General features: G+C 68.7%; 13 protein-coding genes and 1 pseudogene. 4 read left to right on the plus strand and 10 right to left on the minus strand.

What is annotated here, in order from left to right:
• The first annotated feature begins 62 nt into the window (after positions 1-62).
• Positions 63-859, plus strand: a pseudogene (locus tag OG395_RS45240) (inositol monophosphatase family protein).
• Between the two features lie 198 nt (positions 860-1,057).
• Here OG395_RS45240 and OG395_RS45245 read toward each other — a convergent pair.
• The 6 genes from OG395_RS45245 to OG395_RS45270 form a co-directional block, all read right to left on the minus strand.
• Positions 1,058-2,056: a helix-turn-helix domain-containing protein gene (locus OG395_RS45245; protein ID WP_327248110.1), complete on the minus strand. Its 999-nt coding sequence runs from the start codon at positions 2,054-2,056 to the stop codon at positions 1,058-1,060.
• A 101-nt stretch (positions 2,057-2,157) separates the two neighbouring features.
• Entirely contained in the window at positions 2,158-2,796 is a 639-nt protein-coding gene (locus tag OG395_RS45250) for a hypothetical protein (RefSeq protein ID WP_327248111.1), read from the minus strand.
• Positions 2,796-6,464 (minus strand): S8 family peptidase, encoded by a 3,669-nt coding sequence (locus OG395_RS45255; RefSeq protein ID WP_327248112.1) that lies wholly within the window; start codon positions 6,462-6,464, stop codon positions 2,796-2,798. The genes OG395_RS45250 and OG395_RS45255 overlap by 1 nt, the downstream gene beginning before the upstream one ends.
• A 548-nt stretch (positions 6,465-7,012) precedes the next feature.
• A complete protein-coding gene (locus tag OG395_RS45260; RefSeq protein WP_327248113.1) occupies positions 7,013-10,714 on the minus strand; it encodes a S8 family serine peptidase in 3,702 nt (1,233 codons plus the stop codon).
• Positions 10,715-11,136: 422 nt separating this feature from the next.
• On the minus strand, positions 11,137-11,874 hold the full coding sequence (locus OG395_RS45265) for a response regulator transcription factor (protein ID WP_327248114.1): 738 nt from the start codon (positions 11,872-11,874) through the stop codon (positions 11,137-11,139).
• Positions 11,871-13,097, minus strand: coding sequence for a sensor histidine kinase (locus OG395_RS45270; protein WP_327248115.1), 1,227 nt, complete (start codon positions 13,095-13,097; stop codon positions 11,871-11,873). The genes OG395_RS45265 and OG395_RS45270 overlap by 4 nt, the downstream gene beginning before the upstream one ends.
• A 531-nt stretch (positions 13,098-13,628) precedes the next feature.
• Between OG395_RS45270 and OG395_RS45275 the strand changes: the two genes are divergently transcribed.
• Complete coding sequence (locus OG395_RS45275; protein WP_327248116.1) at positions 13,629-13,778, plus strand: hypothetical protein; 150 nt, start codon at positions 13,629-13,631, stop codon at positions 13,776-13,778.
• A 365-nt stretch (positions 13,779-14,143) separates the two neighbouring features.
• On the plus strand, positions 14,144-14,404 hold the full coding sequence (locus OG395_RS45280) for a hypothetical protein (protein ID WP_327248117.1): 261 nt from the start codon (positions 14,144-14,146) through the stop codon (positions 14,402-14,404).
• A gap of 130 nt (positions 14,405-14,534) precedes the next feature.
• Here OG395_RS45280 and OG395_RS45285 read toward each other — a convergent pair whose 3' ends face one another.
• Positions 14,535-15,329, minus strand: coding sequence for an SDR family NAD(P)-dependent oxidoreductase (locus tag OG395_RS45285; protein WP_327248118.1), 795 nt, complete (start codon positions 15,327-15,329; stop codon positions 14,535-14,537).
• 573 nt (positions 15,330-15,902) lie between these two features.
• Positions 15,903-17,129: a cytochrome P450 family protein gene (locus tag OG395_RS45290; RefSeq protein ID WP_327249666.1), complete on the minus strand. Its 1,227-nt coding sequence runs from the start codon at positions 17,127-17,129 to the stop codon at positions 15,903-15,905.
• Positions 17,130-17,236: 107 nt separating this feature from the next.
• Here OG395_RS45290 and OG395_RS45295 point away from each other — a divergent pair, with 107 nt between their 5' ends.
• Positions 17,237-18,469 (plus strand): FAD-dependent oxidoreductase, encoded by a 1,233-nt coding sequence (locus tag OG395_RS45295; RefSeq protein WP_327248119.1) that lies wholly within the window; start codon positions 17,237-17,239, stop codon positions 18,467-18,469.
• Positions 18,470-18,937: 468 nt separating this feature from the next.
• Here the strand turns inward: OG395_RS45295 and OG395_RS45300 are convergent, their stop codons facing one another.
• Positions 18,938-20,905, minus strand: coding sequence for an ABC transporter ATP-binding protein (locus OG395_RS45300; RefSeq protein WP_327249667.1), 1,968 nt, complete (start codon positions 20,903-20,905; stop codon positions 18,938-18,940).
• Between the two features lie 23 nt (positions 20,906-20,928).
• Complete coding sequence (locus OG395_RS45305) at positions 20,929-21,387, minus strand: NUDIX domain-containing protein (protein ID WP_327248120.1); 459 nt, start codon at positions 21,385-21,387, stop codon at positions 20,929-20,931.
• Positions 21,388-21,432: the final 45 nt, after the last annotated feature.

A 21,432-nucleotide genomic window follows, 5' to 3' on the forward strand; every position in this document is an offset into this window, starting at 1 on the left:
TCCAGTGCCGTGACCGCATGGTTTCGCCAAGTCGGTGGCTCCGTCTCGCTATTCTGCACAGCTTGATCAACTCATACGCGAGCTTTGACGATGCCGGAGTGGCGATAGCTGGCGCACGTGCCGGCGCGGATGTGGTGCGCACCATGTACGGACAGCGGCTCACCCGCATCGACAAGGGTGCTGGGGACTTTGCCACTGCCGCCGATGTAGAGGCTGAGAAGACGATCCTTGGCATCATCCGTGCCGCTCGGCCCGATGATGCGGTACTCGGCGAGGAAGGCGGGCAGCACGGTGCTGCCGACGCCGTGCGCAGGTGGTGGTGGATCCCTTGTGCGGCATGCTGAACTACGCCGTGGACAACACGTTGGTGGCCGTCAACGTGAGGCTGCGCAACGGGGCGGCGGCGGTCGTCGACCCGTTCAGCGGCGAGGTCTTCTTCACCGACGGTGAGACCGCCTGGGTGCGCCACGACGGGGCCGATGCGCAGTTGGCGCCCACGCCCGCTACCCGGCTGGTGGACGTCAACCTGGATCCGCCGTTCCCGAGCGCGCCCGGCTTCCGGGCCGTGGACCTGCTGGCCCACCCCGAGTTCGTCGAGCCGTTCCGGCCGCGTGTCGTGCCCACGACGCTGGCGTTGGCCTGGGTCGCGGCCGGCAAGCGCGCCGCGTACGTCACTGATGGCGGTGACCTGTTCGGGAGCGTGCATTTCGCCGCTGGCATCGCTGTGTGCCGGGCCGCAGGCTGTGTAGTCACCGGGATCGACGGCGCCCCGATCGGCCCGGCCGGCCGCGGACTTGTGGTAGCCGCTGACGCCGAAACTCACGGGCTGCTGATGTCGATGATGCGCAGCCGCAGCTAAGGGGTTAAAGGGGTGTCCCGTAGTCCCTGGCGGGACACCCCCCTTCGTTCGATGCGGCCGACGGCACCACACCGCCGGCCGAGTCCCCGACGGCCTCATGCTCGATCGTTGTCTCGCTCACTTGGCGTCTCTCCCTTGATCAGCAGATCCGCCGTTGATTGGACACCCCCGCGCACCTCATGCTCGACCGCCTCGGATTCACACCCTGGTATTGCCGTCCTGCTCGGCTTCGAGCCAGCCCAGCCGTGCGGCATGGAAGCCCAGCTGCAGGCGATTCTGCACTTTCGCAGCGTCCATCAAGTGCCGGATCCGGCGCTGCACCGTCCGCAGGGAGGTGCGCAGTTGGGTGGCGATCGCTTGGTCGGTGAGGCCGGTCAGCGACAGGCTGAGGATTTGTGCATCCAGGTCATCGATGGCGGGCGCGTTCCCCAACGTACCTGCACTGGTGACAAATTGCGTCGCCTTCTCCCATTCGGACTCGAACAGTGCTATCAGCGCGTCGAGCAGGCTGCTCTCGTGTACGACCAGGGCTCCCGACTTTGCGGCATTGGCTGAACCGATGAGCGGAACAATGGCGAACTCGCGGTCCACGATGAAGAGTTTCAGTGGCACTGTGTCGGCGGCCCGGACCTCCTCTCCTGCGGCCTGCGCCTGGGCGATCTCGCCGAACGACGGGGCTCCCTCGTCGAGCATCGCGCGTTCGAGTATCACGCGGTATCGGACGCCACGCGCGATGACTGCGTCGTCGGTCATGTTGCCGGGCGAAAAGAACGGCGCCTTGACGAAGTTCATGACCTCTTTCCGTGCGCCGAGTTGTATGCGTCCGACGCGCTCGCGGATGGCCTCGCTGCCGTGGATCACGTCGACGACGTCCGCGACGCCGCGCCCGAGGGTGGCCGCGCGATAGATCTCGTCGAGGGAGTCGAGTTCGAGTTCCGCCAGCTTGAGCTCGTTCTGTCGCTGGACCAGGACGGCCCGTAGTGCCGCCGCCGGCGGGGAGGCCACGAACCGGGTGGTGTCCCCGAGGCTGCGCGCGGCGAGCCCACGGTCTTCGAGGATGCCGAGGACGCGCACCACCTGGCGGGCGTCGCAGCCGACGAGTTCGGCGAGTTCGGCGGGAGTGGCGGAGGCTACCGAGATCAGGGTGTGGTAGTTCTCTGCCTCTTCGGGGGTCAGCCCCAGCACGTCTGACAGCATGATGCTCCTCCACGAAATCGCGAGAGACGGCCGGGGCGAAACTCACGTCTCGCCCCGGCCGTGACCTTCTCCGGGTTGGTTCACCGCTTCAGCGGTTCACCTCAGCGCAGTTGGTACGCCTTGGGAATCGTCTGCTTGACGGTGTCCCCCGCACTGTCGGTCGCGGTGATCCGCAGTCCGACTCCTCCGGGAGCCTCGTCACGCTTCGGGTGCTTGATTTGCGCGGTGAACGTGTTCTGCCCGTCGGCCTTGGTCATTGCCGGCTGCCAGGTCTTGCCACCGTCGACGCTGGCCTCGACCCGCAGCTCGGTCACGGTCGGTGGCTTGCTGAGCCGATCCTGGTAGTAGCCGGTGACGGTGACGCGGTGGGTGCCGTCGGCCTTGGCGGTGTTGTCCAGATCCAGGCCCAGGTTGTACCGCAGGAAGATCAACGGCTCCGGACGGCACATACCTGGATCCTTGACGATGGCGTCCGCGATGCACGGCTGCGACGTCGGCGCGTCAGGCTTGGTCGGCCGGTCGGACATGTACTCCCACACGGTCTTGACCCCGTTGGTTTCCGCCTCGAACGAGTATCGGGCTGATTGCGCAGGCAGGTCATACGTGATGACGTCAGCACTACCGCAACCCGCCACCGCAAGCACCGCTACGGCTGTCAGCGCCGCCAGGTTCACTGTCCGGCGCCACCTCGATGGCGCGGTCGCGTTCATCGGACCGGTCTCCTTTCTCGCTTCGGTCATCACCGCTTGCTCCCCGACACCAGGTCCGGCGCGTTGCCGGGCTCGCCGAGCTGGAAGGCGAACTCGAGCGGGACGAGCCGTTGCTCGAGTTCGTCGCCGGCCTGGTTGGAGAGGCTGACGTCGCAGGTGGTACAGGTTTGCATCCCATAGAGGAGCGGGAACAATGGCGTTTCGTTGGCCATGCCGATCACGGCCTGGCGAGCGCCTCCGCTGCCGGTCAGGTACATGGTCGGCCAGAACCGGTCGGCCTCCCGGCAGCCGGCGCACGGCAGGCCGGCGCTGCTGGTGAAGCCCGACTTGGTGCGGACCTGGGGCACCGCACCGGGCAGGGACGGACCCGTGCTCCAGCCGATCGTGTTCTTCCTGTCGAGCGCCAGGTCCTGAGTTTCGCCTGCGCCCGTTCCACTCAGCACGGACGGCGCGATGTAATGCCTGGTGGCCAGCTCAAATGTGTCGACCGCGTTGTCGTCCCGCGTGACCCACGTGGTGAGCTGCCGTTGGCTGGCCGGCTTGGGCAGGTCCATCTCCGCTACAACCGGGCCGGCGTCGGTGGTCCGGCTCCAGCCGAAGTAGGTAGTCACCCCGGGCCGGTCAGCGTGGATACGGTGGTCGACACGGTCGAGCTCCTCGGGCAGGACCTGGTGCGGCAGGCTGGCGGGGATCCGACCGCTGGTGCTGAACGTCAGCGCGTAGCTCTTCGACACCTCGCTGTTACCGCCGAGTTCGACCTGGACGCCGGGCATCGCCCCGCCCCCGATCCGCCGGATCAGCGTGGCGGCCTCGGCCGGGGGTACGGTCACGATCGGCAACGCTGCGTACGGCTCGACCGGCGGGCAGCTGTCCGGACCGTTCTCGCAGTTGTAGTTCCGGCGCCCGTATGACTCCAGGGTGACCCGCTCGGTCCCGCCGGCCACCAGCACCCCGACCGCACCCGCCGCGGCAGCCGCCGCCACTCGCTCACGGAGTGCGGTGAAGTTGCAGGTCGTCGTGCAGATGTCGGTCGGCCGCACCAGCACCAGCGCACCCTTCGCGTCGACCTTGGCGAGCTCCTCGGCCGTACCGGTGCCCGCGTAGACGATGGGCTTCTGCCCGTTGGTGGGCAGTCGGGGGATCGTCAACCGCACGACGCGGACCTGGTTCCTCCCGTTTTCCCTCCAATTCTGAGTCCCGCCGGAAATGGAGTTGTCCGGCGTCGCGTAGCGGGCGTCCAGGTCAAAGGAGTCACCGTTTCCCGTGACCTTCATCGTTACTGACGGCGGTACCAGGACATGTGCGCTCCTGAAGGCGAGCGTGCCGACGCTCACCTCGCTGGTCGGCAGTACCCACCAGTTCGGTTCGCCGGGACCGTATTCGGTGCCCAGCGATCCGGTAAGCCCCCAATTGCTGTCCACAGAGGTCCGCTGGAATTTGAAGGCCGCACGGTATGTCTCCGTCGGCTCCGGGGCGTTCACCCTGACCGGCTTGGCCTTCCGCAAGTCCAGCTCCACCGTGGTCGCCCCGGCGACCTGCACCTGCGGTGCCATCGGTGCGGCCCGGTGCAGCTCACCGGCCGCGTCCCGCCACGACATCGTGAGGGCCGCCGCGACAGTGCCGGCGAAGACCCTGGCCTTGGCCGTCTCACCACCCGGTGCCACCAGCGGGTCCTCGTAAAGGCCCAGCTTGTCCTCGTTCATCGGGACGATCAGCGCGTTGCCGTACCGGATGTCGGTGGCGCCGGCCGGAGGAATGACCTTGATGGTCAGGTCGTGACGGATCGGCTCCAGGAACGCCGAGAGCCGCGACGTTCCCAGCGTCGTCCCCGTGCTGTCCTTGGCGGTCAGGGCGCCTGTGTATCCGCCGTACTGCCCGGCATCGTCCACCCCCTTGCCGTCCAGGGTCACCGTCACGTCGGCCGACCCCTTGGCGGGCACGGTCACCTGGTTGGCGCTGAGCGTGAGCAGCCCCGCCGGCGCGGGCTTGCCCGAGGAGGAGGCCGAGGCGGAAAGCGTGAGCGTGATCGGCTCGTCGGTCCAGTTGGTGTAGGTGACCGTCCTGGACGCCGACGAGTGCGGGTATTCGAGTCGGCCGAAGCTCAGGTTCCCGTCCGGGATGATCTTCGGATCGATCGCACGGGCCACGTCCACCCGGCCGGCGCCCTGCGCGTACACGTCGTGCCCGAGGTCCTTGGCGGTGGCCATCAGCAGCGCCTTGATCTGCCGCCCGGTGAAGTCCGGGTGCTGCTGGGCGATGATCGCCGCGGCACCGGCCATATGGGGGGTGGCCATGGAAGTGCCACTGGCGGTCGTGTAGTAGTCGTCCACGGGCTTGCCCATCGCGGTGCCCTTGGCCCGGGCTGCGGTGATGGCGACGCCCGGAGCCGCGATGTCCGGCTTGGCCCCGCCGTCCCCGATCCGAGGCCCGCGGCTGGAGAAGGGGGCCATCTGGTCGCTCTTGTCCACGGCCGCGACCGTCAGCGCCTCGTCGGCAGAACCTGGCGACCCGACCGTCTTGGCGCCGGGGCCGTTGTTGCCCGCGGCGATGACGAACAGGGTGCCGTAGTCCTTGCTGAGCTTGTTGACCGACTGGCTCAGCGCGTCCGTTCCGTCGGAGGGCGGGCCACCGAGGCTCATGTTCACCACATCGGCACCGGACTTGGCGGCCCACTCCATGCCGGCGATGACCGCGTCGCCGGCGCACGAGCCGTCCGGACCGCAGACTCTGCCGATGAGCAGCTTCGCACCGGGCGCCACACCGCGACGCAGCCCGTCGGAGGCCTTTCCGGTGCCGGCGATCGTGGACGCCACATGGGTACCGTGTCCGTGTTCGTCCACCGGACCCTTCGGGCTGTTGGTGAAGTCAACCGCCTCGGCGATCCGGTCGGCAAGATCGGGGTGGGTGGCATCGATGCCACTGTCCAGCACCGCAACCTTCACGTTCGAACCGTCATAGCCGCGGCTCCAGGCGGCGGGCGCGCCGATCTGCGGTACGGACTTGTCGAGCTGAATCTTCGTCAGCTCGTTCAGCCACACCTTTTTCACTCCGGCCAGCGGGCCGGCGGCCCGAGCGGCGGAGGCGGACTTGCCGGCGTTCTTCTCCCGTACCTCTCGCCACCACTGGCCGTTGCCCTTGATGGTTATCGAGCGGGCGTTGATGCTCTTCAGGACGCTCTTGGCCTTGGTACCGGCGGCGGTCGGCGCCGTCCGAGCGCCGAACTTTTCGGAGTACGCGGCGATCACCGGGACCTCACCGGTCGTACCCTTGGCCGCCCAAGCGGCCAGCTTGGCGAGGTTGAAGAGCTCCCAGTCCAGCAGGTCGGCACGGAGCAGCGGCAACACGTCGTCCGGGACGACGTAGAGCTGGCCGTTCCTGGTGATGGTCTGGAAGAGTACCGACTCGTTGCCGGGCCGCGTCGCCGGCTCGATCTCGTGGACGACCGGCTTCCCGTCCGCGGTGACACCGATCTGCACCTTGTCGCCGGTCACCAGCGTCAGTGACAGCTTTGCCCGAGTTCCGGCGGCAGCGCGGAGAAGGTCGCCGTCGACCGAAGCGGGCTGGATCTGGTTGAGGGCTGCAGGGGTAGAAGGGGCGGGGGTTGGGCTGACGGCAATCGCCGAAGGGGTCGATATGACCATCCCGATGGCGGTGATGCCGACGACCGAGGCGGCCAGTCGGCGCCCAAAACGCCTCATCGCCAGGCCTCCTGAGATACCAATTTATCGGTTTCGCCGTGAATATGGCGAGGTGGATGCATGAGTGCCTCCTGCTCATCGCGGCAAAGAAGTCCTTGCCGTACCAGCAGATACTTTCGAGCTCAGCACCGACCGAGGCAACTGATTGAGCGTGGCGGATATCTTCCATGTCACAAACCCGCCACAGCAATTGGCCGAGAAATCGGCGAGGAACGCCACGCCGCCTTGCTGATGCTGGTCGGGCGCGCCGGAGTACCACGTCGAGACATACGCCCGGTGATCCAACCCGAAGAATTCATGGACAGGAAAATGCCGCCGGCGCCGCGTTCAAAAATGTGGAGCTGCGCCGATGATGCGGTGTGTCAAGCAAGCGGCTACGGACGTCGAGAACTCTCGAACATGTCCGGCACTTTCAAGGACTTTGCTGATTTTTTTCGGCAATACGGAGTCCCGGCAAGGTATTTGATTGCCAGTACAATGGGGTGCGCCCCTGGCGCGAGGGCGTGCCTTGCGCCAGGGGTGCGGTCGGAAAAGGTCTGCCGTGAGCGTCAGCGCACGGCGTAGGCCTTGATCAGGGTCTGCTCGATCTTGCTGCCGTTGGTGTCCTGCGCCTTGACGCGCAGCGACACATAGCCCTTTGCCGGGTTGTGGACGGACACCTTGTAGTGGCCGTCGCTCTTGGTCTTCACCGTCGCGGGGCTCCAGGTGGCACCGTCGTCGGTGGACGTCTCCACCTCGACCCCGTCGATGTCCGGGGTGGCGCCGGTCTGGAGCGCGAACGCCAGGTCGAAGTCGTAGATGTTGCCACCCTTGGCGGTGTTCTCCGCATCCAGGCCGAAGCCGTACTTCGGCCAGAGCAGCGCCAGGTTCTCCTCCCCGCTCACCGGCCGGGCGGACTTGAACGTCCACGCGGTGCTGGTCTCGGTGGACAGCGGGAACCACGCCGGGTGCGACGTGTCCATGGTGATCCGGTAGGCCGCCGGGTCAGGGCTGACCGGCAGCATCATCATCGCGCGCGTCGTCTCGGTGAGGAGCTTCTCGTCCTGGTACACCCGCACCATCGCCTTGTCGGACGCCGCGCCGAACCAGCCGAAATGCTCCGGTTCGCTGTCACCCATCTCCGGCACGATGAGGGTCATGTCGTCGCCCTCGCGGACCGCGCGGGTGTTCGCCGGTCCGGCCGGGCCGTTCGCCGCGCCCAGCCAGGTCTCCTCGCGCTGTTCGCCCGGGCGATAGGTGCGGAGCACGTCATTCATGCGGCGGGCGATGTTGGTGGGGTCCGGGAAGACCGCGTGGGACCATCGCATGTCCTTCAGGGTCGGCCACCTGCTGCCGGTGGAGGACCACTCCTCCCGGTCCAGCGGCCCATCGATGAACTCCACCACCTGGACGATGAGGCGCTCTCCCGGGCGGACCACCGAGTCGGTCTCGCCAAGTTTGGTGCCCTTGGAGCCGCGGTAGTGGGACTTCACCACGGCCGAGTTCTCCGCGGTGACCGCGTCGACGGGGTCGGCGGGGATTCCACCGGGAACCATGAGAGCGATGTTGTACACATACGGGCTCTTGGCGATGCCGTGCAGGTTGATCAATGTGGGACCGTCGGCCATCCGGGCAAAGAGCACCGCGCCTTCGTCCCGGGTGAGGGTCCAGGCCGGGATGGCGGTGCGGGCGACGAGCGGCACGCTGGCGTAGAAGGAGCCCGGCTGGTCGCCGACGATGATCACTGCCTTCGCCCCGGCATCGGCCACGGCGGCGATCTGGTCGGCAGTCTGCCGGGTGGCATCGCTGGTGACGACCGCGAGCTTGCCACCGAGGTTCTTGCCGGCCAGGTCCTCGGGCCCTCCCTTGCCGACGTTGACTGCCCGGAGCGTGCTGGGGCCGTCCAGCCGGGCCGCATTGAACACTGGCTCAAGCGGGAGCGCGCCGGCCTGCCCGGCAATGGACGCCCGGATCACTGGGGCGTACCTGCGCTGCTGGAAGTTGAACTCGAAGGTGCCGTTCGTCACCGGCGCGGTGGGCACCGCGTAGGCATGATCCCAGATCGCGCTCGACATGATCTTCATGAAGTCAATCCCGTACTTGCCGGGGAGTTGCTGGCGGTACCCGATTCTGTAGCCGTTCGGCTCGGACTTCCTGGGCGTTGCGACCTTGACCTCCTTGCCCAGCCGGGCATCCAGCGTGATCGTCTTGTCCGCCTTCAGTTCCACCATGGGGTCGCCGGCGAGGGTACCGTCCAGGATCTCGACTCCGGCCTTGTCCCGCGTGTAGACGACACCCATGACCGAGTAGCGTCCCAGCGGCACTGCGACAGTCGCCGTTCCGTCCCGGAGGTAGGGCTGGATGACCTCGTCCTCGTCCAGGTCGAACACGGTCACGTCGGTGCCCTGCGCCGGGTTTCCGTTCCGGTCGATCGCGTTGACGGTGAGGTCGACGGTGGGCACCCCCTTCGTCGCGCCGACGGTGGTGTGGATCGCGGAGCCGTCGGGCGCGGTGGCGGTGACGACACCCGTGTAGTCACCCAGGACGCAGAGTTCGGGGTGGTAGGTCACCGTCACGCTCGCGGTGGAGTTCGCCGGGACCGTCACGCTGGTGGCGCTAAGCGTGAACGTGCCGTCCGGTGCGGGCCCGGTCTCCCCGGAGGCGGCCAGGCGGAGCGACAGCGTCTTGTCCGCGCTGGACGTGTTGACGTAACTGACCGTCTTGGTGACCGGCGCGCTCTCGGCCGTCGACTTACCCATGCTGACGACAGCGGGGCTGGAGTAGACGGTGGCGTCGATCGCCTTGGGCACGTCGACCCGGCCGCCGCCCTGCTGGTAGGCGGTGTACGAGCCCTGCTTGGCGGTGCTGACCAGCACCTGCTTGAGCCGCTCGGCGGTCCAGTCCGGGTGGCGCTGGGCGAGGATCGCCGCGGCGCCGGCCACGTGCGGGGTGGCCATCGAGGTGCCGTTGGCCGAGGTGTAGTTGGCGTCGACCGGGCGACCCATCGAGGTGCCGGCGGCACGCGCGGCGACGATGCCCACGCCCGGTGCGGTGATCTCCGGCTTGACCGCGAAGTCGCCCTTGCGCGGGCCGCGGCTGGAGAAGCCCGCGAGCAGCTCCGACTTGGACACCGCGCCGACGGTCAGTGCGGCGTCGGCGGCACCCGGCGAACCCACGGTCGACTTGTCCGAGCCCTCGTTGCCGGACGCAATGACGAACAGCGCGCCGGAGGACGCGGTGAGCTCGTTGACGGCCTGGCTCAGCGGGTCGGTGCCGTCACTGGCGACCGGCGAACCCAGGCTCATGCTGACGACGTCCGCACCTTCGGCCACCGCCCACTCCATGCCGGCGATGACCCCCGACTGGGGGCCTTCACCGGCATTGTTGAGGACCTTGCCGACGTACAGGTCGGCGCCCGGCGCCACACCCTTGTACTTGCCGCCCGATGCGGCACCCGAGCCGGCGATGGTCGAGGCGACATGCGTGCCGTGACCGTGGTGGTCGACCGCGTCGGGGTCGTCGGTGAAGTTCTGCGTCTTCTTCACCTGCCCCGCCACATCGGGGTGATTGGGGTCGATACCGGTGTCGAGAATGGCCACCTTGGTGCCGGTGCCGTCGTACCCGGCCGCCCATGCTTCCGGGGCGCCGATCTGCGGCACACTCTGGTCCAGCGTCACCTTGACCGGCTTGTCGAGCCAGAGCTTCTTGATGCCGCCGGCAAGCTTCGGTGCGGTCGTCGCGGCGGCGCTGTCGTCGTCGACCGCCTCCCAGAACGTCGCCGCCTTCTTCTTGCTCGCGCGCAGCGCCACCGCGTTGGCGCTGGGCAGCTCGTCGGCCTTCACCGAACCGGCCGGCGCGGCCTGCTTGAGCGCCTTGCCCGCCTTGCCCGGCGCGCCCGCGAAGGTCGCCATCAGCGGCACGGCGGGGCGGTGCGCGTCGTCGTAGCCGTACTCGACCAGCTTGGTGACGTTGAACAGCTCGCGGTCGAGCTCGTTCGCGGCAAGGTACGGCTGTGCCTTGTCCGGGATGACATAGACCTCCTCGCCCACCCTCATGCTGGAGAAGCCCGCTGGGGTGCCGTCAGGTGTGGGCGCGACCGTCGCCGCCTGGAAGCCGCTGGCGTGACGCTCCAGCGTCACCACCTCTCCCGTAACGAGGGTGAGCTTGTGCGTGGCGACAACCGGGCCGTCCTGCTGCGGCCGGGCAGCCTGAGCGGCCGACGCGACCGGTGTCGCTGCGGCGACGGGCAGGGTGCAAAGCGTTCCGGCCACACAGGCCGCGGTGAGCACCCCCAGGGCCGTACGCACTGGACGGCGTGTCAGCCGGTAGGCTATGGAGGTGGTTGAGCGGGCTGAGGATCTGGTCGACTCAGTCCGTCGTGACTGTCTCATTGAGGCGATGACCTTCTCTGAGAGGGAATGAAGGCGCGCGAAAGCCACGCGGTCGCGGGAATTTCGGCGCCGCGTCGGATCACTGCATGTGGATGCGGTGTGTGGTTGTGCTGCACTTTCAGGTGAGAGCAGTGCAGCAGTACCAGGACGGCGGACCGCGTGCCGTGTTGCGGCGTCGGCCATGGGCCGCCGCTGTGTCAGCTCGGTGGTGTGGCAGGGGAACCTCGCTGCGCTGTGGGGTCCGGAAACTCGGGCCGGCCGGAGGGGGTGGGCGGGTCTGCAGGATTCGGTCGTGCGGTCGGCTAGGTGGGGCCGGGCAGGGGTTCGGGGATCAGGCCGTGGGCCAGTGCCGCCGTCACGGCGCCGGTGCGGCTGTCCACCCCGAGCTTGGCGAAGACACGGACCAGATGGGTCTTCACTGTTGCCTCGCTGATGAACAGCGCGCGTGACACCTGCCGGTTCGACAGTCCCTTCGCGAGCAGGACGAGAATCTCTGTCTCGCGTGGGGTCAGTGTGGACTGCGGTGCCCGCATGCGGCCGAGCAGCCGAGTGGCGACGGGCGGAGCCAGCACGGTCTCGCCGGCCGCGACTGCGTGCACTGCGGAGATCAGCTCCTCGACCGGCGCGTCCTTGAGTAGGTAACCGGTCGCACCCGCCTCGACGGCGGCAAGGATCTCGGCGTCGGTTCTGTAGGTGGTGAGGACCAGCACCCGGGGCGGGGCCGGCAGGGCCCTGATCCGGCGGGTGGCCTCGACACCGTCCATGCGCTCGCCGCCGCCTCGCCCGCTGCCGGTCGCATCGGTGGCGACGCCTGACATCTCGTCGGCACCGCCGCCCATACGCAGGTCCATGAGGACCACGTCGACCTCCGTCGACCCGGCGACCATTCGCAGCGCCTCGGCGCCGTCCCCCGCCTCACCGGCCACCACGACCTCGGGCACGTCATCGAGCAGCGCACGCAGGCCACGGCGCACGACCGGGTGGTCGTCGACGATCAGCACGCGTACCTGCGCGACGGAGGCGGTCTGCGGCGCGGTCATGATGTCACCCCATTCGGAATTGGCAGACTGGCGGCGACCGCCGTTCCCTCGCCGATCGCGGACTCGACGGTGAGCGCGCCGCCCAGCTCCTCTATCCGCTGGCGCATCCCGAAGAGCCCGAAGCCGCCACGGGAGTTCTGTGGGGGCAGCTCCGGATCGAAGCCCTTGCCGTCGTCGAAGACATCGAGCGTCACCCGGTCGTCCAGGTAGCACAGGCTCACCACGCACCTCTCGGCGTGCGCGTGCCCGCGCACATTGGCCAGCGCCTCCTGGGTCAGCCGCAGTAGCGCCACATCGCACTCGGCTCCCAGCGGGTACGGCTCCCCGTGCAGATGGAAAGCGGTGCTGAGACCGTCCTCGGCAGTCCGGTCGACCAGTCGGCGCAACGCCTCGGGCAGGGGCGTCTCGACCAGGGGCGGCGGGCTCAGTTCGTACAGGAAGCGCCGGCACTCGGCGAGGTTCGCCGTCGCGACCTCGGTGGCCGCGGCGGTCCGCTCCTGCGCCAGGGATGCGTCCGGCGGCAGCGCGGCGTCGGTGGCGCGCAACAGCATGATCACGCTCGAGAGGCCCTGCGCGACCGTGTCGTGTATCTCCCGTGCCAGCCGCTGGCGTTCGGCGAGCCGGCCGGCCTCCCGCTGCGACTCCGCCAGCGCGTCCCGGGTGACGACCAGCTCAGCGATGAGCGCCTTGCGGGCCTGGCTCTCCCGGTACAGCGACTGGTACCCGAGCAGCGTCAGCGTGGAGACCAGCGCGCCCAGCAGCGGTCCGGCCACCTGGGGGATCCCCAGCGCGCCGGCCTCCGCTCCCTTGGCGGCGACCACGATGGCGGTCCCCAGAGCGACGGCCACGACCGCCAGCCGCAGCGGCAGGTGCAGGACATACAGTGCGAACAGCGGGAACCCCAGCCAGCCGAACCCCGAACTGAACGCCATGAGGCAGGTCCATACCGCGGTCAGCGCGCCAAGCCAGCGCAGCACACGGCCCGGGTTCCCTCCGGTTATGTCGACGGACTCGGTGGGTTCCTCGCGACGTCGAGAGTCGGCAGGCCTGGCAGGGCCGGCGAATCCCACCGCGTACGTGGCGGCGAGGAGCACGGACAGGGCGGCCACGATGGACGTGTCCTGGCTCGACACAACCGTGCCCGGACCGATCACGATCAGGAGGGCAGCGACGAGCGAGGAAACGAACAAGCCGTTCAGTGCATGCCGCAGCGTCGGCGGCATGGCGCACGCCGCCCCTCTGGGCTGCCCAATCCTCATCCGCGCCTCACTCCTGGTTCACTTCAGGCGGTCAGCGCTGAGACTAAGCCGTGCACCGGTTCGAGGTCGTGTCCATCGTTCGGTTGACTTGGGAGGGTGCTTGATCCTTGATCGCCCTTGAATGCAATGGTTCTCGAGGCGGATGGCGGCCGCAGAGAAGTGGCCTGCCGGGGCTGATGTGCTAGATGGGGGAGAGCGATTCGAACACTGCGCCCAACTTTCCTCGCCTTCCTCCTGTCTCATCACAGGACGCCTCGATCCTCCGCAACTGCCACCGACGCGACGTCAACTATCGGGGGCAAAGCAGGCCGTTCGCGGTACCGGCCCGGCCCTGGAAGATGCCGCTGAGGATCTCGAGAGGCGCGGCAGTGTCGACATCGTGGGGCGATAGGTTCAGACCATGACAACCGAAGGTTCCTGGTACGTCCTGGTCGAGGAGAACGTCGAGTCGCGCGAGCCGGCGGGCGACGGCTGCGCCGCCATCCCCGTTGGCAGGTGACCAGCGGCCGGCCGGTCGACGGCGGCAGGGAGCACGCCGTGGCCGAGGCCGAGGAGCTGGCCGCAGCCATGTCCCGCGCGGGGCCGCGGGCCGACCGGGTACTCCCGCGCGGGCGGTTTACCGTGCCGCCGAAGGATCGTGGCTGACCGTCGTCCGGCGCGGAACGGACAACTGGCACTTCCGGGTCACCGCAGCCGAGTTGGTGCACACGCAGGAGTACGTGCACGCACCGCAGCCGGCCGAGGCCATGCCCCGGCAGCGCGGACGGCCCGGCCCATGACCGGACCGGACCCCGAGTCAGCCGCCTGCAGCGTCGATGCGGAGGACTGCGACGAGGTGTTGGGGTCGTTGGTGAGGATGGTCTTGGGTGTCGTCCGTGCTCGACGGATCGCCTCCGACCTCGTTGTACACCAGCTCTGCGAGCAGATAGGCGGGCAGGTCGTATTTCTTCGCTGCATTCCACCGTCTGAAATCCACCCTCCGCCGCACGCCCGCTGGAAGGATTCCGGCCATGACGGACAGCGCCCCGGGCCAGCAGGCCCGCGAATTGCTCACCAAGGCATCCCAGCACCCGATCGCCAGCCCCCAGCGCGACGCCCTGGTGGCCGAAGCCGCCGTGTGGGCACGGCTGGAGCACGCAGCCAGCATGGACAAGTACACGGCCGCAGCAGTCGATGTCGAGTCCGCACTGGCCTCCCTCGCCGCCCCTGTGCAGAAACTCGGCAGCGAGGTCGGTGACCTGACCGAACGCATCACGCTTGGCCAGAAGTGATTGCTCACGCCTTCGGCCGCGGGGCAGCTCTCTTCCCCGCGGCCCGCACAGCGACGCCTCGGCCAAGTTGACGCACACCACCACGCCGAGGGAGTTGTACAGCTGTGGGTCCCCTCGCGTCCGTGACCTGTCAGGGGAGGATTGAGTCGACGTATCCACCGTCCGCGCGCACGGCCCCGCCGGTCGTGGCGGAGGCGAGGTGCGAGCTGAGATACGCAGCCATGTTTGCAATCTCTTCCGGCTCGATCAGCCTCTGCAGCAGTGACTGCGGCCGGTGCTTGACCATGAACTCCCGCTGCGCTTCGTCCCAGGGAAGGCTGCGGTCGACGAGTTCGTACACGAAATCCTCGATGCCGCCGGTGTGAGTCGGCCCTGCGATGATCGAGTTGACGGTGACCCCGGTGCCGGCGGCATCCTTGGCGAAGCCACGCGTGACAGCGAGCAGAGCAGTCTTCGACACGCCGTAGTGGATCATCTCCACCGGGATGACCACGGCCGAGTCGCTCGCGATGTTCAGGACCCGTCCCCAGGAGCGGTCCTTCATGGCGGGGAGGTAGGCGCGGATCATCCTGACGGCGGACAGGACATTCACGTCGAAGTACCGGCGCCATGCCTCGTCGCTGATCTCCAGGGCAGGGGTCGCTCCGAAGATGCCCAGATTGTTCACAAGGACGTCGACGTCCGGGGCTGCCTCGGTGACATGCCGGGCGCCGTCGTCGGTGGTGATGTCGCCGGGCGCGGCGATGAAGGAGTCACGGTCCGTCTCCTGCCGCAGTTTCTCCATGGCTTCCTCCACGGATTGTCGGCGGCGTCCGTTGACCGCTACGCGGGCGCCGGCACGGGCCAGTCCTGCGGCAACGGCAAAACCGATTCCTTGCGTGGATCCGGTGACGAGTGCGGTCTTGCCGGTGAGGTCGATGAGCACGGTTTCTCCTGTACACGTGGTCGGTGCGAACACAGCCCGTCGTCGTTGGCCGGTGCGAGGTGCTCGATGGCAGGGGCCGGCGAGCGCGCGACGGGCGAACACATCTGCCTGGGGCGGTGGCGGGGCACCGTCGAGCGGCTTTCGCGCATCTGGTCGTTGAGGTTGTCGGGGACGCTGTCGCTGTGCTCCAGCCTGCGTTACGGGTGAGCGGGCTGGAAGTCGGACACGCTGATGGCGCGCGCCCGCCCCGGGGGCGCGAAGCGCCGGAGTTCACAAGGTCGACTCGGGAGCCGCGACCCGCGACCCGCGTCAGGGACACGTGGGTGCCCAGGAAGCAGGGAGACGGGCCTCTGAGCATGGCCAGGGCTCCGAGTCCGGCCGCGGCGGAGACGATCCGAAGTCCGCGGACTTCGTCACGCTCCGGGTCACCGCCCGGGCAGCGCCGAGAACAGCGTCTCCCAGACAATCCCCCGGGCCGTCGGGCTGCGCTGACATTGTCGACGGAGTATCCACCGGACGGGGCCGCACGGCGGCGTTCCACCCGTTACTCGCGCCAGACCGGCGTTCGCTTGCTCAGTTCGGGTTGCCCGATGTGAAGGTGACGGGCAGCCGCTCGGGGCCGCGCAGCCCGCCCGGCCGCCACCGCAGCTCGCCGGGCGGCACGGCCAGGGTGAGGTGGGGAAGGCGGCGCAGGGCGGTTCCGATGGCGATCTGGCCCTCGAGCCGGGCCAGCGGCGCCCCCAGGCAGTAGTGGATGCCGTGCCCGAACGCGAGGTGAGCATTGTCCTGTCGGGTGATGTCCAGGCGATCGGGTTCGGAGAACCGTGCCGGGTCGCGGTTGGCGATGGCGGAGGCGATCAGCACGGTCGCGCCGCGCGGGACGGCCACGCCCGCGATGGAGACGTCCTCGCGCGCGAACCGGGCGATCCCGGGGCTGACCGGTCCGTCGTAGCGGAGGAACTCCTCGATCGCGCCCGGCAGAAGCGCCGGATCTTTCCGCAGCATCTGAAGCTGGTCGGGGTGGGCGAGCAGCGCGGCGATGCCGCTGCCGATCAGGTTGACCGTGGTGATGTATCCGGCCACCAGCAGCAGGAAGGCCATGGCGATCAGCTCGTCCTCGTCCAGCCGGTTTTCCTCGTCCAGGGTGGCGATCAGCGCACTGAGCAGGTCGTCCCCGGGCCGGGCTCGTTTGGCCTCCAGGAGCCTGGTCAGGTACGAGTGCATCTGCTGCCACGCCGCGTTCATCCGGGCCGGGTCCGGCGGCTCCGCCCCTTGCAGGATCATGTCGTCGGTCCACCGCTGGAAGTCGTGCCGGTCGGCCACGGGCACCCCGAGCAATTCGCTGATCACCGTGACCGGAAGCGGCAGCGCGAAGTCCTCGACGAGGTCGGCGCTGCCGACCGGCACGATCGCGTCGAGCAGTCGGTCGGTGATGGCCTGGACACGAGGCCGCAGCTCGGCCACCCTGCGCGCTGTGAACGCATTGGAGACCAGGCGGCGCAGGCGGGTGTGGTCGGGCGGGTCGGAGCGAAGCATGTTGCGCAGTACGGACTCGCGTTCGGTCGCGGGCAGCCGCTGCAGGAGGCGTGGGTCCGACGCGTCACGGACGTCGCTGCTCAACCGGGGGTCGGACAGTGCCACGATGCCGTCCTCGTAGCGCGTGACCAGCCAGGCTTCCAGGCCGCCGGCGATGACGGCGCGCCGTACCGGGCCGTCCTCGCGCAGTTGTCGGTAGAGCGGGTAGGGGTCTGCCACGAAGGCCGGGTCGGCGTAGGGCAGAAGGACCGGCTGCTGGCTCATCATGCCTCCCAGAAGGATCCGCGAATCTTCACGACAGATTTGCAGGTTTTGATGGTATATGTCCCAGCGTGATGGATACCGGGATTTCACCGAGGGCAGGGGCTGCGATGGAACGGACCACGTGCTGTGTTGTGGGCGGCGGCCCCGCCGGAATGGTCCTCGGCCTGTTGCTGGCCCGGGCCGGAGTGGCGGTCACGGTCCTGGAGAAGCACGGTGACTTCCTGCGCGACTTCCGCGGCGACACGGTGCATCCGTCCACCCTGGCGCTGCTGGACGACCTCGGCCTGGCGGAGCGGTTTGCCCGTCTGCCGCAGCGGCGGGTGACGACGGTCCAGTTGCCGCTCGGCCCTGACCGTTCGCTGGTGACCGTCGGAGACATCGGCGCGCTGCGGGGCCCCTACAACTACGTGGCGATGGTGCCGCAGTGGGACCTGCTCGACCTCCTCGCGGACGAGGCCGCTGGGGAGCCGTCGTTCTCCGTGCGGATGAGCACCGAGGCGACTTCCTTCCTGGTGGAGCGCGGACGGGTCACGGGGGTGCGGTACCGCACACCCGACGGCCGTACCGGCGAACTGCGGGCCACCCTCACGGTGGCCTGCGACGGCCGGGGCTCGCTGGCCCGGTCTCGGCCCGAACTGGGGCTGCGGAGATTCACCTGCCCGATGGACGCCTGGTGGTTCCGACTGCCACGGCGCGAGGGCGATCCGCACGGGCTCGTGGGAGGCGTCGGCGACCGGTTCCTCACCGCCATGATCGACCGCGGGGACTACTGGCAGTGCGCGGCGCTGATCCCCAAGGGGACCGATGCCGAACGCCGTGCCGCCGGTCTTGAGCGGTTCATGGCCGACTTCTCGGCCGCCGTCCCCTGGCTCGGGGACCGGGTGCACGCGCTGCGGTCGTGGGACGAGGTGAAGATGCTCGATGTACGGCTCGACCGCCTCCGGCGCTGGCACCGCCCGGGACTGCTGTGCATCGGTGATGCGGCGCACGCGATGTCGCCGGTCTTCGGTATCGGCATCAACCTTGCTGTCGAAGACGCCGTCGCCACCGCCCGGTATCTCGTCGAGCCGCTGCGCAGGGGTACGGTCGGCCTGGGGGACGTACGCGCCGTACAGCGCCGACGGTGGCCGACCACAGCCGCGACGCAGGCGCTGCAGCGATTCGCCCACGCGCGGGTCATCGCACCCGTACTGGAGGGACGCCCGCCCTTCGGTAACGCCAAGCGGTCACAGCGGATGGCCGAACTGTTGACCACCTCGCGGTGGCTCAAGCGAGTGCCGGCGTACTTCATCGCCTACGGCGCGGTACGCGAGCGTCCACCCACCGCGTCCATGCGATGAGCCCCTGTTCCTGGCCTGACCTGGCCCGGCCCGGTCCTCGCCTCTGGTTGAGGGCCCCCTCAACACGTCCGCCGACTGGCCACCGAAGCGGGTCCGGACGCCACCAACGAGGGCGCGATCGCCCGCGTCCCGGGAACGCGGGACGTGCCGGCCGGGCTGGAGACACGCGGCTTCCGGTATCCCGGCCCGCAGCCAGGGAGCGGAGACTGAGCTGGTCACCCGTCCGTCGCCCATTGCGGCGGGTGGCGACGATGTAGTCGGCGTACCCCGCGCGTCGAGGCCGCCTCGGGGGGTGAAGGCGCTCCGGGGCACCCTGCGGAAGGCGGTCTCGACAGCGGGGTGCGGATCCGGTCGGCGGCGACGAGCTGGTCGGTCAGCCGGTTCCGTACCAGGTCGGGAGCCCCGGCCCGAGTGGATGTGGCGGGGGTGGGGGAGCTCGGGGCACGACCGTCCTTTCGGTCTGCGGGGTCAGGAGTGGTCCGGGACGGGCGGAGTGCTGGGGTTCGGTACCTGGGCGCGGGAATCCGGTGCGTACTGGGCGGCCTGGGTGTGGAACATGGCTGCGTACCGTCCGTCTGCGGCGATGAGTTCATCGTGGGTGCCGTGTTCGCTCAGGCGTCCCTGGGTGAGGACGTAGATGGTGTCGGCGTGGCGGACACCGGACATGCGGTGGGTGACCAGGACCACGGCCCGGTGTGGCCCGGCGAGTTGGCGGATGCGGTTGAAGGCGGCGATCTCTGCTTCGGGGTCGAGCGCGGAAGTGGGTTCGTCGACGATCAGGACGCTGTCCGCGGGGCACGTGGAGCTGCGCCAGTGTGTACGGGCCAGTCCGATTTTCTGCCACTCGCCTCCGGAGAGCTCCGAGGCGCCGCGGAACATCCGGGCCAGCAGGCTCCGCAGACCATGGGGAAGTTTCGCGATGACCGGGGAGGCGCCGGCGTAGTCGACAGAGGGCTCCAGTTCCTCGTGCTCGGCATCCTGGTCGGGGCGGCCGATGCGGATGTTCAGGGCGGCTGTCACCGGCCAGCGCTGGAAATCCTGCGTCAGCAGTGCGACGCGGTCGAACACCTGGGAGCGGTCCAGGCCGGTCAGTTCGGATTCGCCCCAGCGCACCGTGCCGCTCTGCGGCAGCAGCAGGCCCGCCAGGACCTTCATCAGGGTGCTCTTGCCCGATCCGTTTTCGCCCACCACTGCGGTCACCGACCCCATGGGGAGAGTGATCGAGACCCCGTCCAGTGCCGGAGCGTCGCGGTCCGGGTAGCGGTAGGTGACCTTGTCGAGGACGACCTGTTCGACCTGGTGCGGCACGGGTTCCCCGCCCGAGGGGATGGCTCGTCCTGCGGCCTCGGCCAGGAACCTGTCGTGGTCCTGGACGTAAAGACTCTCCTCGTGCAGCTGGTTGACGTTCATGACCAGCGCGCCCAGGCTCGCTGAGCCGGAGCGGACGGCGATCACGGCGGTGCCGGCCACGGCAAGGCTCATGTGCCCGGCCGTGATCAGCCAGAACATCACCCCGTACGTGCCGGCCACGGCCAGACCGGACAGGGCAGCGGCCACCAGCTCGGTCAGGGCCTTGCCGTTGGCGAGCCGCTTCTGCTCGGCCTCGGCGCTCTCGGCCATCCCCTTGTACTTGTCCAACAGGAACGGGCCGACCGAGTGGATCCGCACTTCCTGGGCCGCGCTGCGCTCGGTGAGGAGGTTGCCGATGAGGCGGCTGGCGCGCACATGCTCGACCCAGGTCATCACCGACACATAGCGCTCCTGCGCCACCCGCATGGCTCCCCAGCCGCGCGGTGCCGCGATCAGCAGCAGCATGGGCAGCAGCGCGGGGTGCAGGATGGTCAGGACGCTTGCTGTGGCGATCAGAGAGATCGTTCCGTTCAGTGCGGCGACGCAGGCGCTGATCATGCGTCGGGCCGAGGCGGCACCGTATTGCGCGACATCGATCAGGCGCCGGAACTCCGGGTCCTCGATGGCCTCCAGCTCGACCGCGGTGGCTGCGGCCAGGTACTCGGTGGTCGCGATCCGTTCCACCAGGGGCTCCAGGCGCCCGGCCCGTGAAGTGGACCAGCCGGCGAGGCCGGCGTTCACCACCGCGACGACCGCGGCGGAGATCAACGCGGGAAGGGCGCCGTACAGGCGGTCGACAGGCGTGCCGCTGCCGAGCAGGGCATGCATCACGGCGTTGACCGCGAGCAGGCTGACGGCTGCCGCGATGCCCTGGCCGATCTCACTGACCCCGACCGCCAGCAGTGCGGGCCGGTCGGCGGACCAGGCCCTGCGCAGGGTTCCGCCGACCAGCCGGGGCATGGCACGAATGGCCGAGAGCATGTTCAAGTCGAGCCGCGCACGTTCATGTTCGGCCCAGCCCATGTCGTAGCGCAGGGGCCCGCCGAACAGTTCGTGCTCGGCTGCGGAGACTGTCGGCTCAACCATCCGCACCCGGCGCAGATACCGCTTCACGATGCGCCTCCCCGGGTGGGAACAGGCCGGTGCAGGGCCAGGTACGTGCGCCCCTCGGCGAGCAAGCGCCAGATCGCCACGGTGTAGGGCCGGCAGGCCCGCGACGGCTTGCCCACGGCGGCCCGGAACAGCCCATCGTGACTGTCGGGCTCAGCATGGTGAGGCTCGCCGCTCCAGGATTGCGCCACGAACGCCGGGGTGATCCGGTCCTCGCGGAGGGGGTCGTCATGCACCAGGCCGCAGAATTCCTGACGATGCGGGTCGACATCGATGCCGGACTCCACGTGTGCTGCCTGATCGAGCGACTCACCCTCTTCCAGGTGGTCGCCCGCCCCTGCGGGTTGTCCCGGCGCAGGGTCGGAACCGCCGGCTCTGCGGACGGACAGGACACGTCCGTGCGAGCGGAACTGTAACCGGACAGCATCTGCCATCAAACGGTAACGATCGTTGGTCACTCGAAGGTCCCCCTCTTCTGCCACTCCACCGTGGGCCAGCCTCGC

It is taken from the genome of Streptomyces sp. NBC_01320, assembly GCF_035974375.1.
GTDB lineage: Bacteria > Actinomycetota > Actinomycetes > Streptomycetales > Streptomycetaceae > Streptomyces > Streptomyces yanii.